Source organism: Leptothrix cholodnii SP-6 (assembly GCF_000019785.1).
Classification (GTDB): domain Bacteria; phylum Pseudomonadota; class Gammaproteobacteria; order Burkholderiales; family Burkholderiaceae_C; genus Sphaerotilus; species Sphaerotilus cholodnii.
The window spans coordinates 1,429,153-1,443,811 of sequence record NC_010524.1; the positions used below are offsets into that span (position 1 = coordinate 1,429,153).

At 68.6% G+C, this 14,659-nt stretch carries 16 protein-coding genes; 10 read left to right on the forward strand and 6 right to left on the reverse strand.

The features are described 5' to 3' along the window. Positions 1–18: 18 nt before the first annotated feature. Positions 19–354, reverse strand: coding sequence for a chaperone NapD (locus LCHO_RS23645; RefSeq protein ID WP_012346374.1), 336 nt, complete (start codon positions 352–354; stop codon positions 19–21). 326 nt (positions 355–680) lie between these two features. Between LCHO_RS23645 and nifE the strand changes: the two genes are divergently transcribed. Further along, positions 681–2,132, forward strand: a complete 1,452-nt coding sequence (nifE, locus tag LCHO_RS06720; RefSeq protein ID WP_012346375.1) for a nitrogenase iron-molybdenum cofactor biosynthesis protein NifE — start codon at positions 681–683, stop codon at positions 2,130–2,132. A gap of 3 nt (positions 2,133–2,135) precedes the next feature. Here nifE and LCHO_RS24180 read toward each other — a convergent pair whose 3' ends face one another. From LCHO_RS24180 to LCHO_RS06740, 4 genes are read right to left on the reverse strand one after another with little or no spacing between them, the layout of a single operon-like run. After that, the gene (locus tag LCHO_RS24180) at positions 2,136–4,832 is read right to left on the reverse strand and encodes a sensor domain-containing protein (RefSeq protein ID WP_012346376.1); all 2,697 of its coding nucleotides are present in this window, start codon (positions 4,830–4,832) and stop codon (positions 2,136–2,138) included. Positions 4,833–4,871: 39 nt separating this feature from the next. Further along, complete coding sequence (locus LCHO_RS06730; protein WP_012346377.1) at positions 4,872–5,333, reverse strand: hydrogenase maturation protease; 462 nt, start codon at positions 5,331–5,333, stop codon at positions 4,872–4,874. 8 nt (positions 5,334–5,341) lie between these two features. Beyond that, entirely contained in the window at positions 5,342–6,871 is a 1,530-nt protein-coding gene (locus LCHO_RS06735; protein WP_012346378.1) for a nickel-dependent hydrogenase large subunit, read from the reverse strand. Positions 6,872–6,893: 22 nt separating this feature from the next. Beyond that, positions 6,894–7,835 (reverse strand): NADH-quinone oxidoreductase subunit B family protein, encoded by a 942-nt coding sequence (locus LCHO_RS06740; protein WP_012346379.1) that lies wholly within the window; start codon positions 7,833–7,835, stop codon positions 6,894–6,896. A 305-nt stretch (positions 7,836–8,140) separates the two neighbouring features. Between LCHO_RS06740 and nifN the strand changes: the two genes are divergently transcribed. From nifN to modC, 9 genes are read left to right on the forward strand one after another with little or no spacing between them, the layout of a single operon-like run. Continuing rightward, a complete protein-coding gene (nifN, locus tag LCHO_RS06745) occupies positions 8,141–9,514 on the forward strand; it encodes a nitrogenase iron-molybdenum cofactor biosynthesis protein NifN (protein ID WP_012346380.1) in 1,374 nt (457 codons plus the stop codon). Between the two features lie 34 nt (positions 9,515–9,548). Then, the gene (nifX, locus tag LCHO_RS06750; RefSeq protein ID WP_012346381.1) at positions 9,549–9,980 is read left to right on the forward strand and encodes a nitrogen fixation protein NifX; all 432 of its coding nucleotides are present in this window, start codon (positions 9,549–9,551) and stop codon (positions 9,978–9,980) included. Continuing rightward, positions 9,977–10,456, forward strand: coding sequence for a NifX-associated nitrogen fixation protein (locus LCHO_RS06755; protein ID WP_012346382.1), 480 nt, complete (start codon positions 9,977–9,979; stop codon positions 10,454–10,456). Before nifX ends, LCHO_RS06755 begins: the two co-directional genes overlap by 4 nt. Before the next feature lie 20 nt (positions 10,457–10,476). Continuing rightward, the gene (locus LCHO_RS06760; protein WP_012346383.1) at positions 10,477–10,677 is read left to right on the forward strand and encodes a CCE_0567 family metalloprotein; all 201 of its coding nucleotides are present in this window, start codon (positions 10,477–10,479) and stop codon (positions 10,675–10,677) included. Positions 10,678–10,696: 19 nt separating this feature from the next. Continuing rightward, positions 10,697–11,005 (forward strand): ferredoxin III, nif-specific, encoded by a 309-nt coding sequence (gene fdxB, locus LCHO_RS06765; protein WP_012346384.1) that lies wholly within the window; start codon positions 10,697–10,699, stop codon positions 11,003–11,005. Positions 11,006–11,016: 11 nt separating this feature from the next. Next, entirely contained in the window at positions 11,017–11,691 is a 675-nt protein-coding gene (locus LCHO_RS06770; protein WP_012346385.1) for a nitrogen fixation protein NifQ, read from the forward strand. A gap of 53 nt (positions 11,692–11,744) precedes the next feature. Next, complete coding sequence (gene modA / locus LCHO_RS06775; protein ID WP_012346386.1) at positions 11,745–12,506, forward strand: molybdate ABC transporter substrate-binding protein; 762 nt, start codon at positions 11,745–11,747, stop codon at positions 12,504–12,506. Between the two features lie 3 nt (positions 12,507–12,509). Then, positions 12,510–13,208, forward strand: coding sequence for a molybdate ABC transporter permease subunit (gene modB / locus LCHO_RS06780; protein ID WP_012346387.1), 699 nt, complete (start codon positions 12,510–12,512; stop codon positions 13,206–13,208). Beyond that, the gene (gene modC / locus LCHO_RS06785) at positions 13,192–14,316 is read left to right on the forward strand and encodes a molybdenum ABC transporter ATP-binding protein (protein ID WP_012346388.1); all 1,125 of its coding nucleotides are present in this window, start codon (positions 13,192–13,194) and stop codon (positions 14,314–14,316) included. Before modB ends, modC begins: the two co-directional genes overlap by 17 nt. 2 nt (positions 14,317–14,318) lie before the next feature. Here modC and LCHO_RS06790 read toward each other — a convergent pair whose 3' ends face one another. Beyond that, positions 14,319–14,537, reverse strand: coding sequence for a hypothetical protein (locus LCHO_RS06790; protein ID WP_150105424.1), 219 nt, complete (start codon positions 14,535–14,537; stop codon positions 14,319–14,321). Positions 14,538–14,659 lie beyond the last annotated feature (122 nt).

Here is a 14,659-nt window from a genome sequence, read left to right on the forward strand (position 1 = left end):
CCATCGGTTCGGATCGGATCAGGTCGGGCCGGCCGGCTGGCCGGCGATCTCGGCCAGGCTGCGACGCCAGGCCTTGAAGTCGACGCCTTCTGCCCCTGCGGGCGCGGGCGAATCGGGGCCGGAGTATTCGTAGACCAGCGATGTGTTGAGCACGTCGGGCCACAACGCGATCGCCGCCAGCTGTTCGGCAGCGGTCTTGACGAGGCCGTCGACTTCGCAGTCTTCGAGCACGATCACGAGCCGGCCATCGCCGGGGTTCAGCGCCAGATCGACACCCGCGCAGCCTTGCAACTGCTGCGCGACATCGGCGACGTTGCCGATGCGGGTGCGGATGATGGCGCCAAGGATGCTCATGTTCGTGATTTCGGTCAAGTTCGACAGGTTCGACTGTGTCAGCTGATCGCCCGGGTCGATTTGACGGGGATCAACAAACCACCGGTGCAGGTTATTCCCATCCGCCGTGGCATGCCATCCGGGTTGACGTCGGTGGGGTTGTTCGCGCCGGCCGCGCATTTGTCGCAAAGCCGCCAAATGCCTCGGCGGTGCGGTTGCCGTGCAAGGTGCGATCGCCTCTTGTCGAGGCAAGTGCTTGATGTGGCGGGGCTTTCCGGCCTGGCATCGAAGCTGCAACAGCTCGCTCGAACCGCCGGTTCGACCCGTTGCCCAGCCAGGAAACCCGCATGTCCGCATCCCTCAAAGCCAAGATCGCCGAAGTGTTCGACGAGCCCGGTTGCGACAAGAACCAGGCCAAGAGCGAGAAGGAACGCAAGAAGGGCTGCACCAAGCAGCTCACGCCCGGCGCCGCGGCGGGCGGCTGCGCCTTCGACGGCGCCAAGATCGCGCTGCAGCCGATCGTCGACGTGGCGCACCTGGTGCACGGCCCGATCGCCTGCGAGGGCAACAGCTGGGACAACCGCCACAGCGCGTCGTCGGGTGCGACCACCTACCGCACCGGCTTCACCACCGACATCAACGAACTCGACGTCATCTACGGCGCCGAGAAGCGCCTGTTCAAGGCCATCCGCGAGATCATCGAGAAGGTGAATCCGCCGGCGATCTTCGTCTACCAGACGTGTGTGACCGGCCTGATCGGCGACGACATCGAGGCGGTCTGCAAGCGCGCCACCGAGAAGTTCGGCAAGCCGGTGATCCCCGTCAACGCACCCGGTTTCGCCGGCCCGAAGAACCTGGGCAACAAGCTCGGCGCCGAGGCGCTGCTCGACCACGTGGTCGGCACCATCGAGCCCGAAGTCACCACGCCGTACGACATCAACATCATCGGCGAGTACAACCTGAGCGGCGAACTCTGGCAGGTCAAGCCGCTGCTCGACGCCTTGGGCGTGCGCATCCTCAGCTGCATCTCGGGCGATGGCCGCTACGCCGAGGTGGCCTCCGCGCACCGTGCCCGCGCCAACATGATGGTGTGCTCCAAGTCGATGATCAACATCGCCACCAAGATGGCGCAGCGCTGGGGCATCCCGTATTTCGAAGGCTCGTTCTACGGCATCAGCGACATGAGCACCACGCTGCGCGAGATCGCCCGGCTGCTGGTTCAGACCGGCGCACCGAGTGATCTGAAGGACCGCACCGAGGCGCTGATCGCGGTCGAGGAAGCGCGTGCCTTCGAGCGCATCCGCGCCTACAAGCAGCGGCTCGCGGGCAAGAAGGTGCTGCTGATCACCGGCGGCGTCAAGAGCTGGAGCGTGGTCTCGGCGCTGCAGGAAGCCGGCCTCGAAGTGGTCGGCACCAGCGTCAAGAAATCGACCCAGGAAGACAAGCGCAAGCTCAAGGACATCATGGGCGACGATGCCGACGCCCACATGATCGACGACATGACGCCGCGCCAGATGTACGCGATGCTGCGCGACGCGAAGGCCGACATCATGTTGAGCGGCGGCCGCAGCCAGTTCGTCGCGCTGAAGGCGCGCATGCCCTGGATGGACATCAACCAGGAACGCCACCACGCCTTTGCCGGCTACGAAGGCATGGTGACGATGATCGCGGAGATCGACAAGGCGCTCTTCAACCCGATGTGGGCGCAGGTGCGCACACCCGCGCCGTGGGAGGCGGTCGACCCGCTGCTGGTCGAGCAGGACGCCGCGCAGCTGGCGGCCGAGGCGGCACCGGCCTGAGCGTCACCGCAGGGGCTGCGGGCGGGCACACAGCGCGGCGAACACCGGCGCGTCGAGCGGCCTGGCGTAGCGGAAGCCTTGCACCAGGTCGCAGTGCTGCGCGACGAGGGCGCTTTCCTGGGCCGCGCTCTCGACGCCTTCGGCCACGACGGTGAGCCCGAGGCCATGGCCCAGGCCGATGATGGCGCGCGTCACGGCTGCGGCGGCCGCATCGTGCTCGATGTCGGCCATGAAGGATCGGTCGATCTTCAGCTTGCTGACCGGCAGGCGCCGCAGGTGGCCGAGCGAGGTCTGGCCGGTGCCGAAGTCGTCGATCGCCATCGAGACGCCGAGCGCGCGCAGCTGCCCGAGCCGCTGCAGATCCGACTCGGCATGGCGCGTGATGTAGGACTCGCTGATCTCGAGCTCCAGGTGGCACGCCGGCAGGCCGGTGCGCGCCAGCACCGAGCTCACCGTGTCGACCAGGTCGTTGCGCTGGATCTGCATGCCCGACAGGTTGACGGCGATCACGCCCGGATCCAGCCCGGCGTCGAGCCACTGGCGCGCCTGGCGACAGGCCTGTTCGAGCACCCAGGCGCCGATGGGCACGATCAGACCGCTGTCCTCGGCGATGGGGATGAAGGTGGCGGGCGAGACCGAGCCCAGCGCCGGATGCGTCCAGCGCAGCAGCGCCTCGGCGCCTGCGAGCCGTCCGTCGGGCAGGGCGAAGACCGGCTGGTATTGCAGGCTCAGCTGGTTGCGCTCGAGGGCCTGGCGCAGCTCCCGCTCCAGCCGCATGCGGTCTTTCGCGGCGTCGTTGAAACGCGGCTCGAAGAAGCGGAAGTCGCCACGGCCGGCCGCCTTGGCCTGGTACAGCGCGAGGTCGGCGTACTTGAACAGGCTGGTGATGTCCGACGCATGGTCGGGGAACAGGCTGATGCCCACGCTCGCGCCCACCGACAGGCGGTGTTCCTCGAGCTGGAACGGATCGCGGAACGCATCCAGGATGCGCCGCGCCGCCAGCTCCACGCCGGCGCTGGTCTCGACGTGCTCCAGCAGCACGATGAACTCGTCGCCGCCGAGCCGGGCGATGGTGTCGGAGTCGCGCAGCGTGCCCTGCAGGCGCTGGGCCACCGCACGCAGCAGGCCGTCGCCGACCGGGTGGCCCAGGCTGTCGTTGATGTGCTTGAAGCGGTCGAGGTCGAGGAACAGCACGGCCAGCCGCTTGCCGTCGCGCATGGCGCGCGCCAGTTCGTGCTGACAGCGGTCCATCAGCAGCGCCCGGTTGGGCAGGCCGGTCAGCACGTCGTAATAGGCCAGCTGGTGGATGCGCTGCGCCGAGGCCTTCTGTTCGGTGATGTCGTGGAAGATGCCGATGTAGTAGGCCACCGCGCCGGCCGGGTCGTGCACGGCGGCGATGCTTTCGCGCACCGAGATGATCCGGCCGTCCTTGCACTGGTTCATCAGCTCGCCGTCCCACTTTCCGCATGCCTGCAGCTCGGCCCACATCTCGCCATAGAAGCCCGGCGAGTGCAGGCCGGACTTCATCAGCCGCGGCGTGTCGCCGACCGCCTCTTCGGCGGTGTAGCCGGTGATGGCGGTGAAGGCCCGGTTGACCTTGCGGATGCGGCCGTTGGCATCGGCGATCAGGATGGCGTTGAGGCTGTTGTCGAACACGCTCGCAGCCAGTCGCATCTCGTCTTCGGCCTGGCGGCGTTCGGTGATGTCCTGCACGGTGCCGACGCTGCGCAGCGGCCGGCCGTCGTCGCCGTGGAAGGTGGTCGAGCGCAGGTGCACCCATTTCATCTTGCCGCCGGACGTGACGATGCGGAACTCGATGTCGCAGGGCCGGTGCTCGGCGCTCGCAGCGGCCTGCGCCGCGACCACCCGCGCCCGTTCGTCGGGATGAACGGCCGCGAGAAAGTCTGCCTGCGAGTACACCGATGCGCCGGCTGCATCGTGCGACGCGTGCGGCTGCGCGGTGATGTCGAAGATGCGGGCCATCTCGACCGACCAGGTCATCGCGCCGGTGTGTGGCACGAGATCCCAGCTGCCGACGCGGGCCACGTGTTCGGCCTGGTTGAAGCGCGCATCGCTGGCGCGCAGGTGCTGCTCCTGCCGCTTGAGCTCGGAGATGTCGGTGCCGCTGAGCACCGCGCCTTCCTCCTTGTTCTGGGCGCTGTAGAGCATCGCCGCCTCGACCAGGTGGTAGCGGTAGCTGCCGTCGCGCATCGCGAACTGGTGCTCGGCCCGGTAGCCGCCCTGGCGGCGCACGGTCTCGAACAGCACCGAATGGACCTGCCACGGCAGGTGCGGCAGCGCCGCCTCGAGGGCGGCGAGATCCTGCGGATGCAGCAGCAGGTCGACGCTGCTGCCCTCGGGCAGTGGCGCCAGATCGTTCTGGCAGTGGCGGTTGCGCTGTCGCAGCCGCCCTTGCGGATCGAGCGCGATGACGACACCGCCGACGGTGTCCATGACGCGCTGCGCGAAGGCCGAGAGCGCCTGCTCGCGGCCATGGGCGTCACGCAGCGCGTTGCGTTGCCGCTCCAGTTGGACGAACATCGATTCGGCCTGTTCGGAGCCTGCCAGCAGCTGGGATTCGAGCGCGGCGTTGGCCAGCCGCAGGGCCTCGATCTCCAGGCGCAGCGCGGCCGCCTCGTCGAGCGGCGCGCAGCGGGTCGCCGCGGTCGGCGCCGGCAGCGTGGGATGGAGCGAACCCATGGTCAGATGCAACAGGGACAGCGGTGCGGCGGGCGGCCTTCAGCAAGGCGCTGCATCGTCGCTCATCCAAAGCCGGATCTGCACCACGGCCGCATCGACGGCCTCGGCCACCGCCGGCGACAGGCTCATGCGGAACGGGCTCACGTCGGCCATCTCGGCGGTCAGGATGCGCAGCGCGGGCCGTGGCTCGCCGCTGGCCTGCAAGGCCCGCAGCACGAAGCCCAGGCCCATGCCGTGGCCGACGATCGACGCTTCGGTCGCCACCGCCGACACATCGAGTTCGCGCAGCCGGCCCGGCTGGCCGTGCGGCGCGGCGGCGTCGATGACGATGGCGGCCTCGCAGTCGAGCAGCAGCGACAGCGCGTCGAGCCCGCGCGTGCCGATCTGATGCAGTTCCCACGGCCGCGGCAAGGGCTGCGCGAGCAGACGCCGGCCCACGGCCGGGCCGAAGCCGTCGTCGCCGTGCAGCTCGTTGCCGAAGCAGAGCAGGTGTCGTCGCATGGGCTGTCTCACGCGCCAATCGTCAGCTGTCGGCCACTGTCGACGAAGTGCACCGTGCAGACCAGGCAGGGGTCGTGCGAGCGGATCAGGTGGCCGATCTCGATCGGGTCGTCGGGGTCCTGCACTTTCAGCCCCACCAGGCTCGACTCCCAGTGCCCCGGCACGCCGTCGCTGTCGCGCGGCGAGGCGTTCCAGGCCGTGGGCGTGACGATCTGGTACTTCTGGATCACGCCGTTTTCGATCCGCACCCAATGCCCCAGCGCGCCGCGTGCGGCCATCACCAGGCCGCAGCCCTGGCCGTCGACTTCGGTACCCGGCGCGGGCGGCACGAAATGCGGCTCGCCCAGATGCGCGCCCAGCTCGTCGAGCATGCGGCGTGCCTGGCGCAGTTCGAAGCCGATGCGCCGCACGCGCGAGAACTGGCGCAGCCAGGCGCCCGCGCCCTCGGTGGCGTGCAGGTCGCGCACCAGCGCGTCGCCGCCGATCAGCAGCTCGGCCAGCGGGCCGGTCTGCACCACGCGGCCGCCATAGCGCGGCGCCTTGGCCCAGCTGTAGCGGTCGCTGTCGGGCTGGTAGTCGGGCACCGTCTCGCCCTCGTAGGGATGGCGCCCGCCTTCGTAGGGCTTGAACCAGGAGTGGCGCACATGCTCGGTCACCAGCGAAGGGTCGAGCGGCTGGACCTGGCCGCTGTCGCTGTCGTAGAAGCCGCCTGGCAGCAGGTGCGCGTCATAAGGTGGACCCCAGCGCTGCGGGTCGCACCAAGCGCCGAACGAGATCATGTGCGGCGTGCCGATGCCCAGCCGGTGCATGCCCTGCGAACGCAGGAAGCGGGTGATCAGCCCGAGCGCGGCGTTGGCCGGGCCGGGGCGCTCCAGCCACTCGAACAGCGCATCGGCCGAGCCGAGCGCCATCCATTCGTCCAGGCCGGCGCCGATGATGCGCTGCTCGTACCAGCGCTGCAGCTGGTCGATGACCGAACGGCAGGCGATCAGCCGGCGGGTGTCCGGCGGCGTCACCACGCCGCCGGGCAGCATGTAGGACGAATGCGGCCACTGGCCGCCGAAGTGCGCGACGATCTCCAGCACGCGGCGTGTCATCGCCAGCGTCTCGCGGTAGATGTCGCCCTTGAACGGCTCGAAGGCCCGCATCATCGGCTCGAACAGCACATCGCCCGCGTAGCGCGGGTGGCACAGGTCGGGCGCGAAAAACAGGAAGGTCTGCCGCAGGTCGTTCTGCAGGCCTTCGGCGATCAGGCACAGGTTGCGGATGCGCGTCGCGTTGGGTGGCACCGGCGTGTTCCAGGCCTGTTCCAGCGCCAGCACGCCCGCATACAGATGCGCCGTGCCGCAGATGCCGCACACCCGCGGGGTGATCACCATCGCGTCGCGCGGCGTGCGCCCGAGCAGGATCTGCTCGAAGCCGCGGTACATCGTGCCGGCGGTGCGGGCCGCCACCACCACGCCGTCTTCGAGCGTCACCTGGATCGACAGGTCGCCCTCGACCCGGTTCAGGTCGACGTTCAGTTCGATGCGTGCCATGTGCGTGCTCCAGCTGTGGACGTCAAGGTTCCATCTTCTTGTTGCGCACCCGCGGCGGGGCGGCCGAACGCGCCAGGTTCTTGTAGGCCATGTAGCGCGGCCGCTCCACCCCCAGCGGCAGCCGGATCGGCACGTCGCCGATCTTCTCGGTGCTGAACAGGTCGCCGTCGTGCGGGAAGTTCGGCGAGGTGCAGCCGAAACACGGCACGCCTGCGCGGGTCTTGCTGCTCACGCCGTTCCAGAGGTCGGTGTTGCAGACCGCGCGTGTCAGCGGCCCCTGGCAACCGAGGTTGAAGAACATGCAGGCCTTGCCGCCGGGCGTGCTGTCCTCGATGTTGTACTCGTGGTATTCGTTGCGCGTGCAGCCCTGGTGCACCATGGTGCTGAAGTGCGAAACCGGGCGATGGATCGCGTCCAGCTCGAGCGGCAGGCCGGCCGCCAGCGCTGCCAGGGTCTGCGTCATCGCGTGCGGATGGGCCGGGCAGCCGGCCACGTTGATCACCGGCATGCCGCTGCGCGAGCGCCAGCCCGGCCCGAGCAGCCCGCCGGGCTGTTCGTGGTCGAACTGCAGGCCGGTGCAGTCCGACGGGTTCGGCGGCGCCGCGTGGATGCCGCCGTACGCGGCGCAGGTGCCCATCGCCACCACGGCGCCGGCCTTGGCGGCCAGGTCGCGCACGAGGTTCATCTTGGCGCCGCCGCGCCACGGGTCGTAGAGCCCGGTGCCACGCGGCCCGGTGATGATGCTGCCTTCGACGCACAGGATGTCGAGCGCCTGCTCGCCGGCCAGGATCTGGTCGATGACCCGGTCGAGCCGCCGGGCATGCCCGTTCGAAAGCGAGGGGTGCCACAGCAGCTCGATCGAATAGCTGTCGAGCAGCTGTTCGAGGCTGGGCGAGTCGGCGCTCAGGATGGCCAGCGAGTCGCCGCCACACGAGCCGGTCTGCAGCCAGAGAAGTGTCGCCATCGGGAGTCTCGGAAATGGGGGGGATCAGCCAATATCAGGCCATGGCTTCGGCCTTCGGCACGAATACTTGAACGGCATCCGCAAGAGCCGTCTGCCATCTTCGTCGATTTGATCTGTGTCACGGGTGCCCATGCTTTGCAGCCCACCGGTCCGAGTGGCTGTTTTGTGTCAAACCAGCCAAACAGTGCCATGTGTGCTTTCTTCCGTACTCCATGATGACCCCAAGTGCCTGTCAGACAAGGACTTTCTGATCTGGCATCGTTCGTGCGACGACTCCGGCAAGCCCCGCTTCCGAAAGTCCTGCAATGGCCCACGTCGTCGAATCGAAGAAGTCCTGCGCGGTCAACCCGCTCAAGATGAGCCAGCCGCTCGGTGCTGCCTACGCCTTCATGGGGCTGGCGAGCTGCATGCCGGTGATGCACGGCTCGCAGGGCTGCACCTCGTTCGGCCTGGTGCTGCTGGTGCGGCATTTCAAGGAGGCGATCCCGCTGCAGACCACCGCGATGAACGAGACCACCACCATCATGGGTGGCTACGACAACATCGAGCGCGCCTTGCTCAACATCCGCAGCCGCGCCAAGCCGCAGCTGATCGCGATCTGCTCGACGGGGCTGACCGAAACCAAGGGCGACGACGTCGAGGGCTACCTGACGCTGGCGCGCAAGAAGCACCCCGAGCTCGCCGACACCGCGATCGTCTACGTCAGCACGCCCGACTACGCCGGTGCGTTTCAAGATGGCTGGGCCAAGGCCGTGACGACGCTGGTGTCGCAACTGCCGCACACCGATCTGCCGCGCCTGCCGGACCGCATCAACGTGCTGCCGGGTTGCCACCTGACGCCGGGTGACATCGAGGAGTTGCGCGAGCTGATCGAGGCTTTCGGGCTGAAGCCGACTTTCGTGCCCGATGTGTCGGGCTCGCTCGACGGCCACATACCCGACGACTGGCTGGGCACCACGCTCGGCGGCACGTCGCTGACGGACATGCAGCAGCTCGGCGCCGCGGCCCACACGCTGGCGATCGGCGAGCAGATGCGCCCGGCCGCCGAGGCGCTGCAGAAGCGCTGCGGCGTGCCGTACACGCTGTTCGACCGGCTCACCGGCCTGACCGCCACCGACGCACTGATCCGGCATCTGACCACGCTGTCCGGCCGCCCCGTGCCCACGCGCATCAAGCGCCAGCGCAGCCAGCTGGTCGACGCGATGCTCGACGGCCATTTCCACTTCGGCAACGTCAAGATCGCGCTCGGTGCCGAGCCCGATCTGCTGTGGGCCATCGGCAGCTTTTTGACCGAGATGGGCGCCGGGCTGGCGGTGTGCGTGACCACGACCGCCTCGCCGCTGCTGGCACGTTTGCCGAGCAACGAGGTCATCGTCGGCGATCTCGAGGATTTCGAGATGGCCGCCAAGGCCGCCGGCTGCGACCTGCTGATGACGCACTCGCATGGCCGCCAGGCGGCCGAGCGGCTGGGCAAGCCGCTGTTTCGCCTGGGCATCCCGACCTTCGACCGCATCGGCAATTCGCACAAGTGCTACGTGGGCTATCGCGGCACGCGCAACTTCGTCTACGAGGTCGGCAACGTGCTGATGGATCACACCCCGCGCCACGGCCCCGACGCCTGGCCGCTCGGTGAACAGGCGCTGGCGGCGGCGCGTGGCGAGGCGGCGGTCAGCGTCTGATTTCAAGCTTCCAGCAACCACCCAGGAGCCCCCGATGAAAATCGCTTTTGCCACCCAGGACCAGCAGCGCGTCGACGCGCATTTCGGCTGGGCCAAACACCTGGCGGTCTACGAGATCGACGCCGACGGCTACAGCTTCGTGCAGGACTTCGGCTTCGGTGAAGACCTCGCCGAAGACGGCAACGAGGACAAGCTCGCGCCCAAGCTCGATGCCATCAGGGACTGCGCCATCGTCTACGTGGCCGCCATCGGCGGCTCGGCCGCGGCGCGCGTGGTGGCCACCAAGATCCACCCGGTCAAGGTGACGCAGCCCGAGCCGATCCTGGACATCCTCGACAAGCTGCAGGTCGTGCTCAAGGGTACGCCGCCGCCGTGGTTGCGCAAGGCCGTGATGAAGGGCCAGGAACCGGCCAACCGCTTTGAAGACGACGACGAACTCGCAAACGAACCCAAGGTGAAGTCATGACCGAAGCGACCGCAGTTGAAGCCCCCAGCGAAGAAGCGCTGCTCAAGGATCCGTTCATCGTGGAGCTGATCAAGCAGATCCGCGCCCAGGACACCCACGGCACCTGGGAAGGCAAGAGCGACGCCAAGCTGCTCGAGCCCTACATCCTCACCGCCGAACAGCGCCGCGCGCTGCCGATGATGGGCGACCCGGATCCCGACACGCTGTGGCGCCTGGACCTGTTCCACAACGCCATCGGCCTGTCGATCGAACGCGCCACCGGCTGCATGGTCAGCCCGATGATGAAGATGAGCCACGAGGGCTTCGGCCGCGCCGTGTTGACCGCGGGCCGGCTGATCGTCGTCAACCGCCATCTGCGCGACGTGCACCGCTTCGGCTACGCCAGCCTGGCCAAGCTCGCCGAGGCCGGCACCAGGCTGGTCAACGAAGGCGTGGGCATGGTCGAGAAGTACAAGGAAGTGGCCACCTACGGCTGAGGACGGAACGAGTAAAAACCATGGCTGACATCGACACCCTCAAGGCCGAGATCAAGAAACTCAACGCTCGCGCCACGCAGTCCAAGATGGACCTGCACGACCTGTCCGAAGACCTGCCGACGAACTGGGAAAAGATCTTGGACGTCGCCAGGACCGCCCACGACGCGCATGCCGCCCTGATGGCCGCGCGCAAGCAGCTGGCGGACGCAACCCCCGCGTGAGCGGGCCCGGGAGAGCACCATGAGCCACTTTTCCGTCACGCTGCCCAGCGGCGAAAGCTGGACCCCCACCTTCGTCCAGAACATCAACGAGGACACCTGCATCGGCTGCGGCCGCTGCTTCAAGGTCTGCCCGCGCGGGGTGCTCGAACTGGTCGGCCTGAACGACGAAGGCGAGCGCATCGCGGTGTCGTCCGACGAGGACGACGACGATGAAGAGTACGAGAAGAAGGTCATGACGATCGCGCACCAGGCGCTGTGCATCGGCTGCACCGCCTGCGCGAGGATCTGCCCGAAGAAGTGCTACACGCACGCTGCGGCCAACGCCTGAGGAGCACCGGCATGAACACGCTGACGCGCAAGGTCATCGGTCTGCGTTTGTCGGTGTCGCCCTCGGGCGTGCACGGCTCGTTGCCGGTGGGCGAGCGGCTGGCTCACTGGTCGGCCCTGATGGCGTGCGCTGCCGATGTCGACGCGCCCGAGGTCCAGGCATTGGCCGGCGTGCTGGCCACCGCGTTCGCCAGCCACGGCACGCACCAGCTGCCGCTCGCCGGCCTGGGCGCGGCCGCCACGCGCCGCCTGCTGGCGCGCTGGTTCCCGGGTGCCGAGCGGGTGCTGGGGCTGGAGTGGCAGGCGCTGGTCCAGGCCGCGGCGCGTGTCGAGCCGCGCTACGACGAGATCGAGGACCTGGTCGCGCTGCTGACCGACAGCGCCAGCGCCGCGGCCGGTTCGCGCGACGAGGCGCTCTGGCTGGCTCATGCCGTGAGCCAGGCCACGCTGGCCGACAACCACCTGTGGCAGGACCTGCACCTGCCCTCGCGGCGCGAGCTGAGCGCCTTGATGGCACGCTGGTTTCCGCAGCTCGCCGAGCGCAATCAACGCGACATGAAGTGGAAGAAGTTCCTCTACAAGCAGCTGTGCGACAAGGCCGAGCTGTCGATCTGCCGCGCGCCCAGTTGCAGCGTGTGCAGCGACTACGCCGTCTGTTTCGGGCCCGAGGACGCGGTGGCGGCCTGAAGGCCGCCCTGACGGCGACAATGCGGACTGTGACGACGAACCCTGCGAGTGACATGCGGCGCATCAACTGGATCACCGGCCTGGCGATGGCCATCGGGCTCGGCTGTTCGGCCGGCCTGGCGAACGCGGGCGAGGTGCAGGTGGCCGTGGCCGCCAACTTCGTCGGCCCGCTGGCGCAGATCGGCGCGGCGTTCACCGCGGCCACCGGCCACCAGCTGGTGGTGTCGTCCGGTGCCACCGGCCGGTTCTACAGCCAGATCAAGGCCGGCGCACCGTTCGAGGTGCTGATCGCTGCCGACGACGAAACGCCGAAGAAGCTGATCGCCGAGAACCTCGCCGTGGCCGGCAGCCAGTTCACCTACGCGATCGGCCAGCTGGTGCTGTGGAGCGCCCGGCCGGGGCTCGTCGATGCCCAGGGCCAGGTGCTGAGCAGCCAGGGCTTCGCGCATCTGGCGATCGCCAATCCCAAGCTCGCGCCCTACGGCGCAGCCGCCCTCGAAGTGCTGAGGGCGCGTGGTTTGCATGACGCGCTGGCGCCCCGGCTGGTGACGGCCGAGAGCATCGCGCAGGCCTATCAGTTCGTGTTCACCGGCAATGCCGATCTGGGTTTCGTGGCGCTGTCGCAGGTGCTGGTGCCCGGCAAGCCGGTGCCGGGCTCGCACTGGCGGGTACCGGCTTCGCTGCATGCGCCGATCCGCCAGGATGCGGTGCTGCTCAAGGCCGGCGACAAGAACCTGGCCGCCCGCGCACTGCTCGACTACCTGCGCAGCGCACCGGCCCGAGCCGTGATCGAGGCCTACGGCTACAGCCACTGAACGATGTTCTTCTCCGCATCCGACTGGCTCGCCATCCGCCTGACCGCCGAGCTGGCGGGGCTGACCACCGTCATCCTGTTGATCGTCGGAACGCCCGTCGCGTGGTGGCTGGCGCGCACGCCGTCGCGGCTCAAGCCGTTCTGGTCGGCGCTGGTGGCGATGCCGCTGGTGCTGCCGCCCACCGTGCTGGGTTTCTACCTGCTGCTGCTGCTGGGGCCGCAAGGCTGGGTCGGCCAGACCACCGAGGCACTCGGCCTGGGTCGTCTGCCCTTCAGTTTTGCGGGTCTGGTGGTCGCCTCGGTGCTGTATTCGCTGCCCTTTGTCGTGCAGCCGCTGCAGCAGGCCTTCGAGGCCATTCCGCAGCGCCTGCTCGAAGCCGCCGCCACCTTGCGCGCCAGCCCGTGGGATCGCTTCGTCACGATCGCCTTGCCACTCGCCCGACCCGGCTTCGTCACCGCCGCGGTGCTGGGCTTCGCGCACACGGTGGGCGAGTTCGGCGTGGTACTGATGATCGGCGGCAACATCCCCGGCAAGACCCGCGTGCTCAGCGTGGCGATCTACGACCACGTCGAGGCCACCGAGTTCGCCGACGCGCACCGCCTGGCTGCGGCGATGGTGGTGTTCGCGCTGGTGGTGCTGAGCACGCTGTACCTCGTCAATCGACCGGCACACCGGGACACTCACGATGGCGCGGCCCGCTGACGCCGCGGTGCCGGGCATCGAGCTGCGGCTCGCCATCGGTCGGCCCGGCTTCCGGCTCGATGTCGACCTGGCCTTGCCGGGGCGCGGCATCACCGCCTTGTTCGGGCCGTCGGGCTGCGGCAAGACCACGGTGCTGCGCGCGCTGGCCGGGCTGGAGCGGGCGCAGGGCCGGGTGGTGATCGCCGGCGAGGTCTGGCAGGACGACGCCACCGGTGTCTTCATGCCCACCCACCAGCGCCCGATCGGCTACGTGATCCAGGAGGCGGCGCTGTTTCCGCACCTCGACGTGCAGCGCAACCTGGTCTACGGCCGGCGCCGCATCGCCGCCGACCATCGCAAGATCGCGCTGGAGCAGGCGGTGGAGTTGCTCGGCATCGGCCACCTGCTGACGCGCAAGCCGGCCACGCTGTCGGGCGGTGAACGCCAGCGCGTGGCGATCGCCCGTGCCCTGCTCACCAGCCCGCGGCTGCTGCTGATGGACGAGCCGCTGGCCGCGCTCGACGCCTCACGCAAGGCCGAGATCCTGCCGTACCTGGAGCGGCTGCACGGCGAGCTGGCGATGCCGATCGTCTACGTCACGCATGCGATGGACGAGGTGGCGCGCCTGGCCGATCACCTGGTGCTGATGCGCGCCGGCAGCGTGCTGGCGGCGGGCCCCTTGTCCGAGCTGCTGGCTCGCACCGACCTGCCGCTGGCGCAGGCCGACGATGCCGGCGTCGTCATCGACGCGGTCGTCGCCGCGCACGATGCGCCCTATCACCTGACCCGGTTGCAGCTGCCCGCTGGCGGCCTGTGGATCGGCCTGGTCGACAAGCCGCCGGGCGCGCGTGTGCGAGCCCGCGTGCTGGCGCGCGACGTCAGCGTGGTGTGCGAGCCGCCGCAGGCCAGCAGCATCCTCAACGTGCTGCCGGTCACGCTCGAACACCTGCAGGCCGACGCGGGCACGGCCACCTTGCGGCTGCTGATCGGCCACATCGAGCCCGGCGCCGATGCCACCGGCGCCACCCGCCTGCTGGCCCGCATCACGCGCCGATCGAGCGAGGCGCTGCGCCTGCATCCGGGCGCGCACCTGTACGCGCAGATCAAGGGTGTGGCGTTGATGCGCTGAGTTCAGTGCAGATCGGTCGGGAGCACGGCGGGCGCCGCGTATTCGCGTCCGACCAGCGCCCTGGCGCGCAGGTAGGACAGGCGCACACGTTCAGTCATCGCATCGAGATCGACATGCCCCTGGGCATCACACGGGAAACTCACGGCCCGGCCAGTCTGGAACAGCGACTGGAAGCGGATCTCGAAGCCGGTCGAGCAGACGGTGACGGTCATGGAACTCATGATGGCCTCCTTGTAGCGAATCATGATCACCGGCGCGGTATGCGTCGTTTCAAGCCCTCGGTTCGGCTGAGCCGAGGCTCCTGTTTAACGCAGATTTGAAACCATTCGTTGACGCATGACAG

Excerpts from the sequence above, each read along its gene's own strand:
- LCHO_RS23645 (WP_012346374.1), bottom strand. The coding sequence starts at position 354 with ATGAGCATCCTTGGCGCCATCATCCGCACCCGCATCGGCAACGTCGCC.
- nifE (WP_012346375.1), top strand. The coding sequence starts at position 681 with ATGTCCGCATCCCTCAAAGCCAAGATCGCCGAAGTGTTCGACGAGCCC.
- LCHO_RS24180 (WP_012346376.1), bottom strand. The coding sequence starts at position 4,832 with ATGGGTTCGCTCCATCCCACGCTGCCGGCGCCGACCGCGGCGACCCGC.
- LCHO_RS06730 (WP_012346377.1), bottom strand. The coding sequence starts at position 5,333 with ATGCGACGACACCTGCTCTGCTTCGGCAACGAGCTGCACGGCGACGAC.
- LCHO_RS06735 (WP_012346378.1), bottom strand. The coding sequence starts at position 6,871 with ATGGCACGCATCGAACTGAACGTCGACCTGAACCGGGTCGAGGGCGAC.
- LCHO_RS06740 (WP_012346379.1), bottom strand. The coding sequence starts at position 7,835 with ATGGCGACACTTCTCTGGCTGCAGACCGGCTCGTGTGGCGGCGACTCG.
- nifN (WP_012346380.1), top strand. The coding sequence starts at position 8,141 with ATGGCCCACGTCGTCGAATCGAAGAAGTCCTGCGCGGTCAACCCGCTC.
- nifX (WP_012346381.1), top strand. The coding sequence starts at position 9,549 with ATGAAAATCGCTTTTGCCACCCAGGACCAGCAGCGCGTCGACGCGCAT.
- LCHO_RS06755 (WP_012346382.1), top strand. The coding sequence starts at position 9,977 with ATGACCGAAGCGACCGCAGTTGAAGCCCCCAGCGAAGAAGCGCTGCTC.
- LCHO_RS06760 (WP_012346383.1), top strand. The coding sequence starts at position 10,477 with ATGGCTGACATCGACACCCTCAAGGCCGAGATCAAGAAACTCAACGCT.
- fdxB (WP_012346384.1), top strand. The coding sequence starts at position 10,697 with ATGAGCCACTTTTCCGTCACGCTGCCCAGCGGCGAAAGCTGGACCCCC.
- LCHO_RS06770 (WP_012346385.1), top strand. The coding sequence starts at position 11,017 with ATGAACACGCTGACGCGCAAGGTCATCGGTCTGCGTTTGTCGGTGTCG.
- modA (WP_012346386.1), top strand. The coding sequence starts at position 11,745 with ATGCGGCGCATCAACTGGATCACCGGCCTGGCGATGGCCATCGGGCTC.
- modB (WP_012346387.1), top strand. The coding sequence starts at position 12,510 with ATGTTCTTCTCCGCATCCGACTGGCTCGCCATCCGCCTGACCGCCGAG.
- modC (WP_012346388.1), top strand. The coding sequence starts at position 13,192 with ATGGCGCGGCCCGCTGACGCCGCGGTGCCGGGCATCGAGCTGCGGCTC.
- LCHO_RS06790 (WP_150105424.1), bottom strand. The coding sequence starts at position 14,537 with ATGAGTTCCATGACCGTCACCGTCTGCTCGACCGGCTTCGAGATCCGC.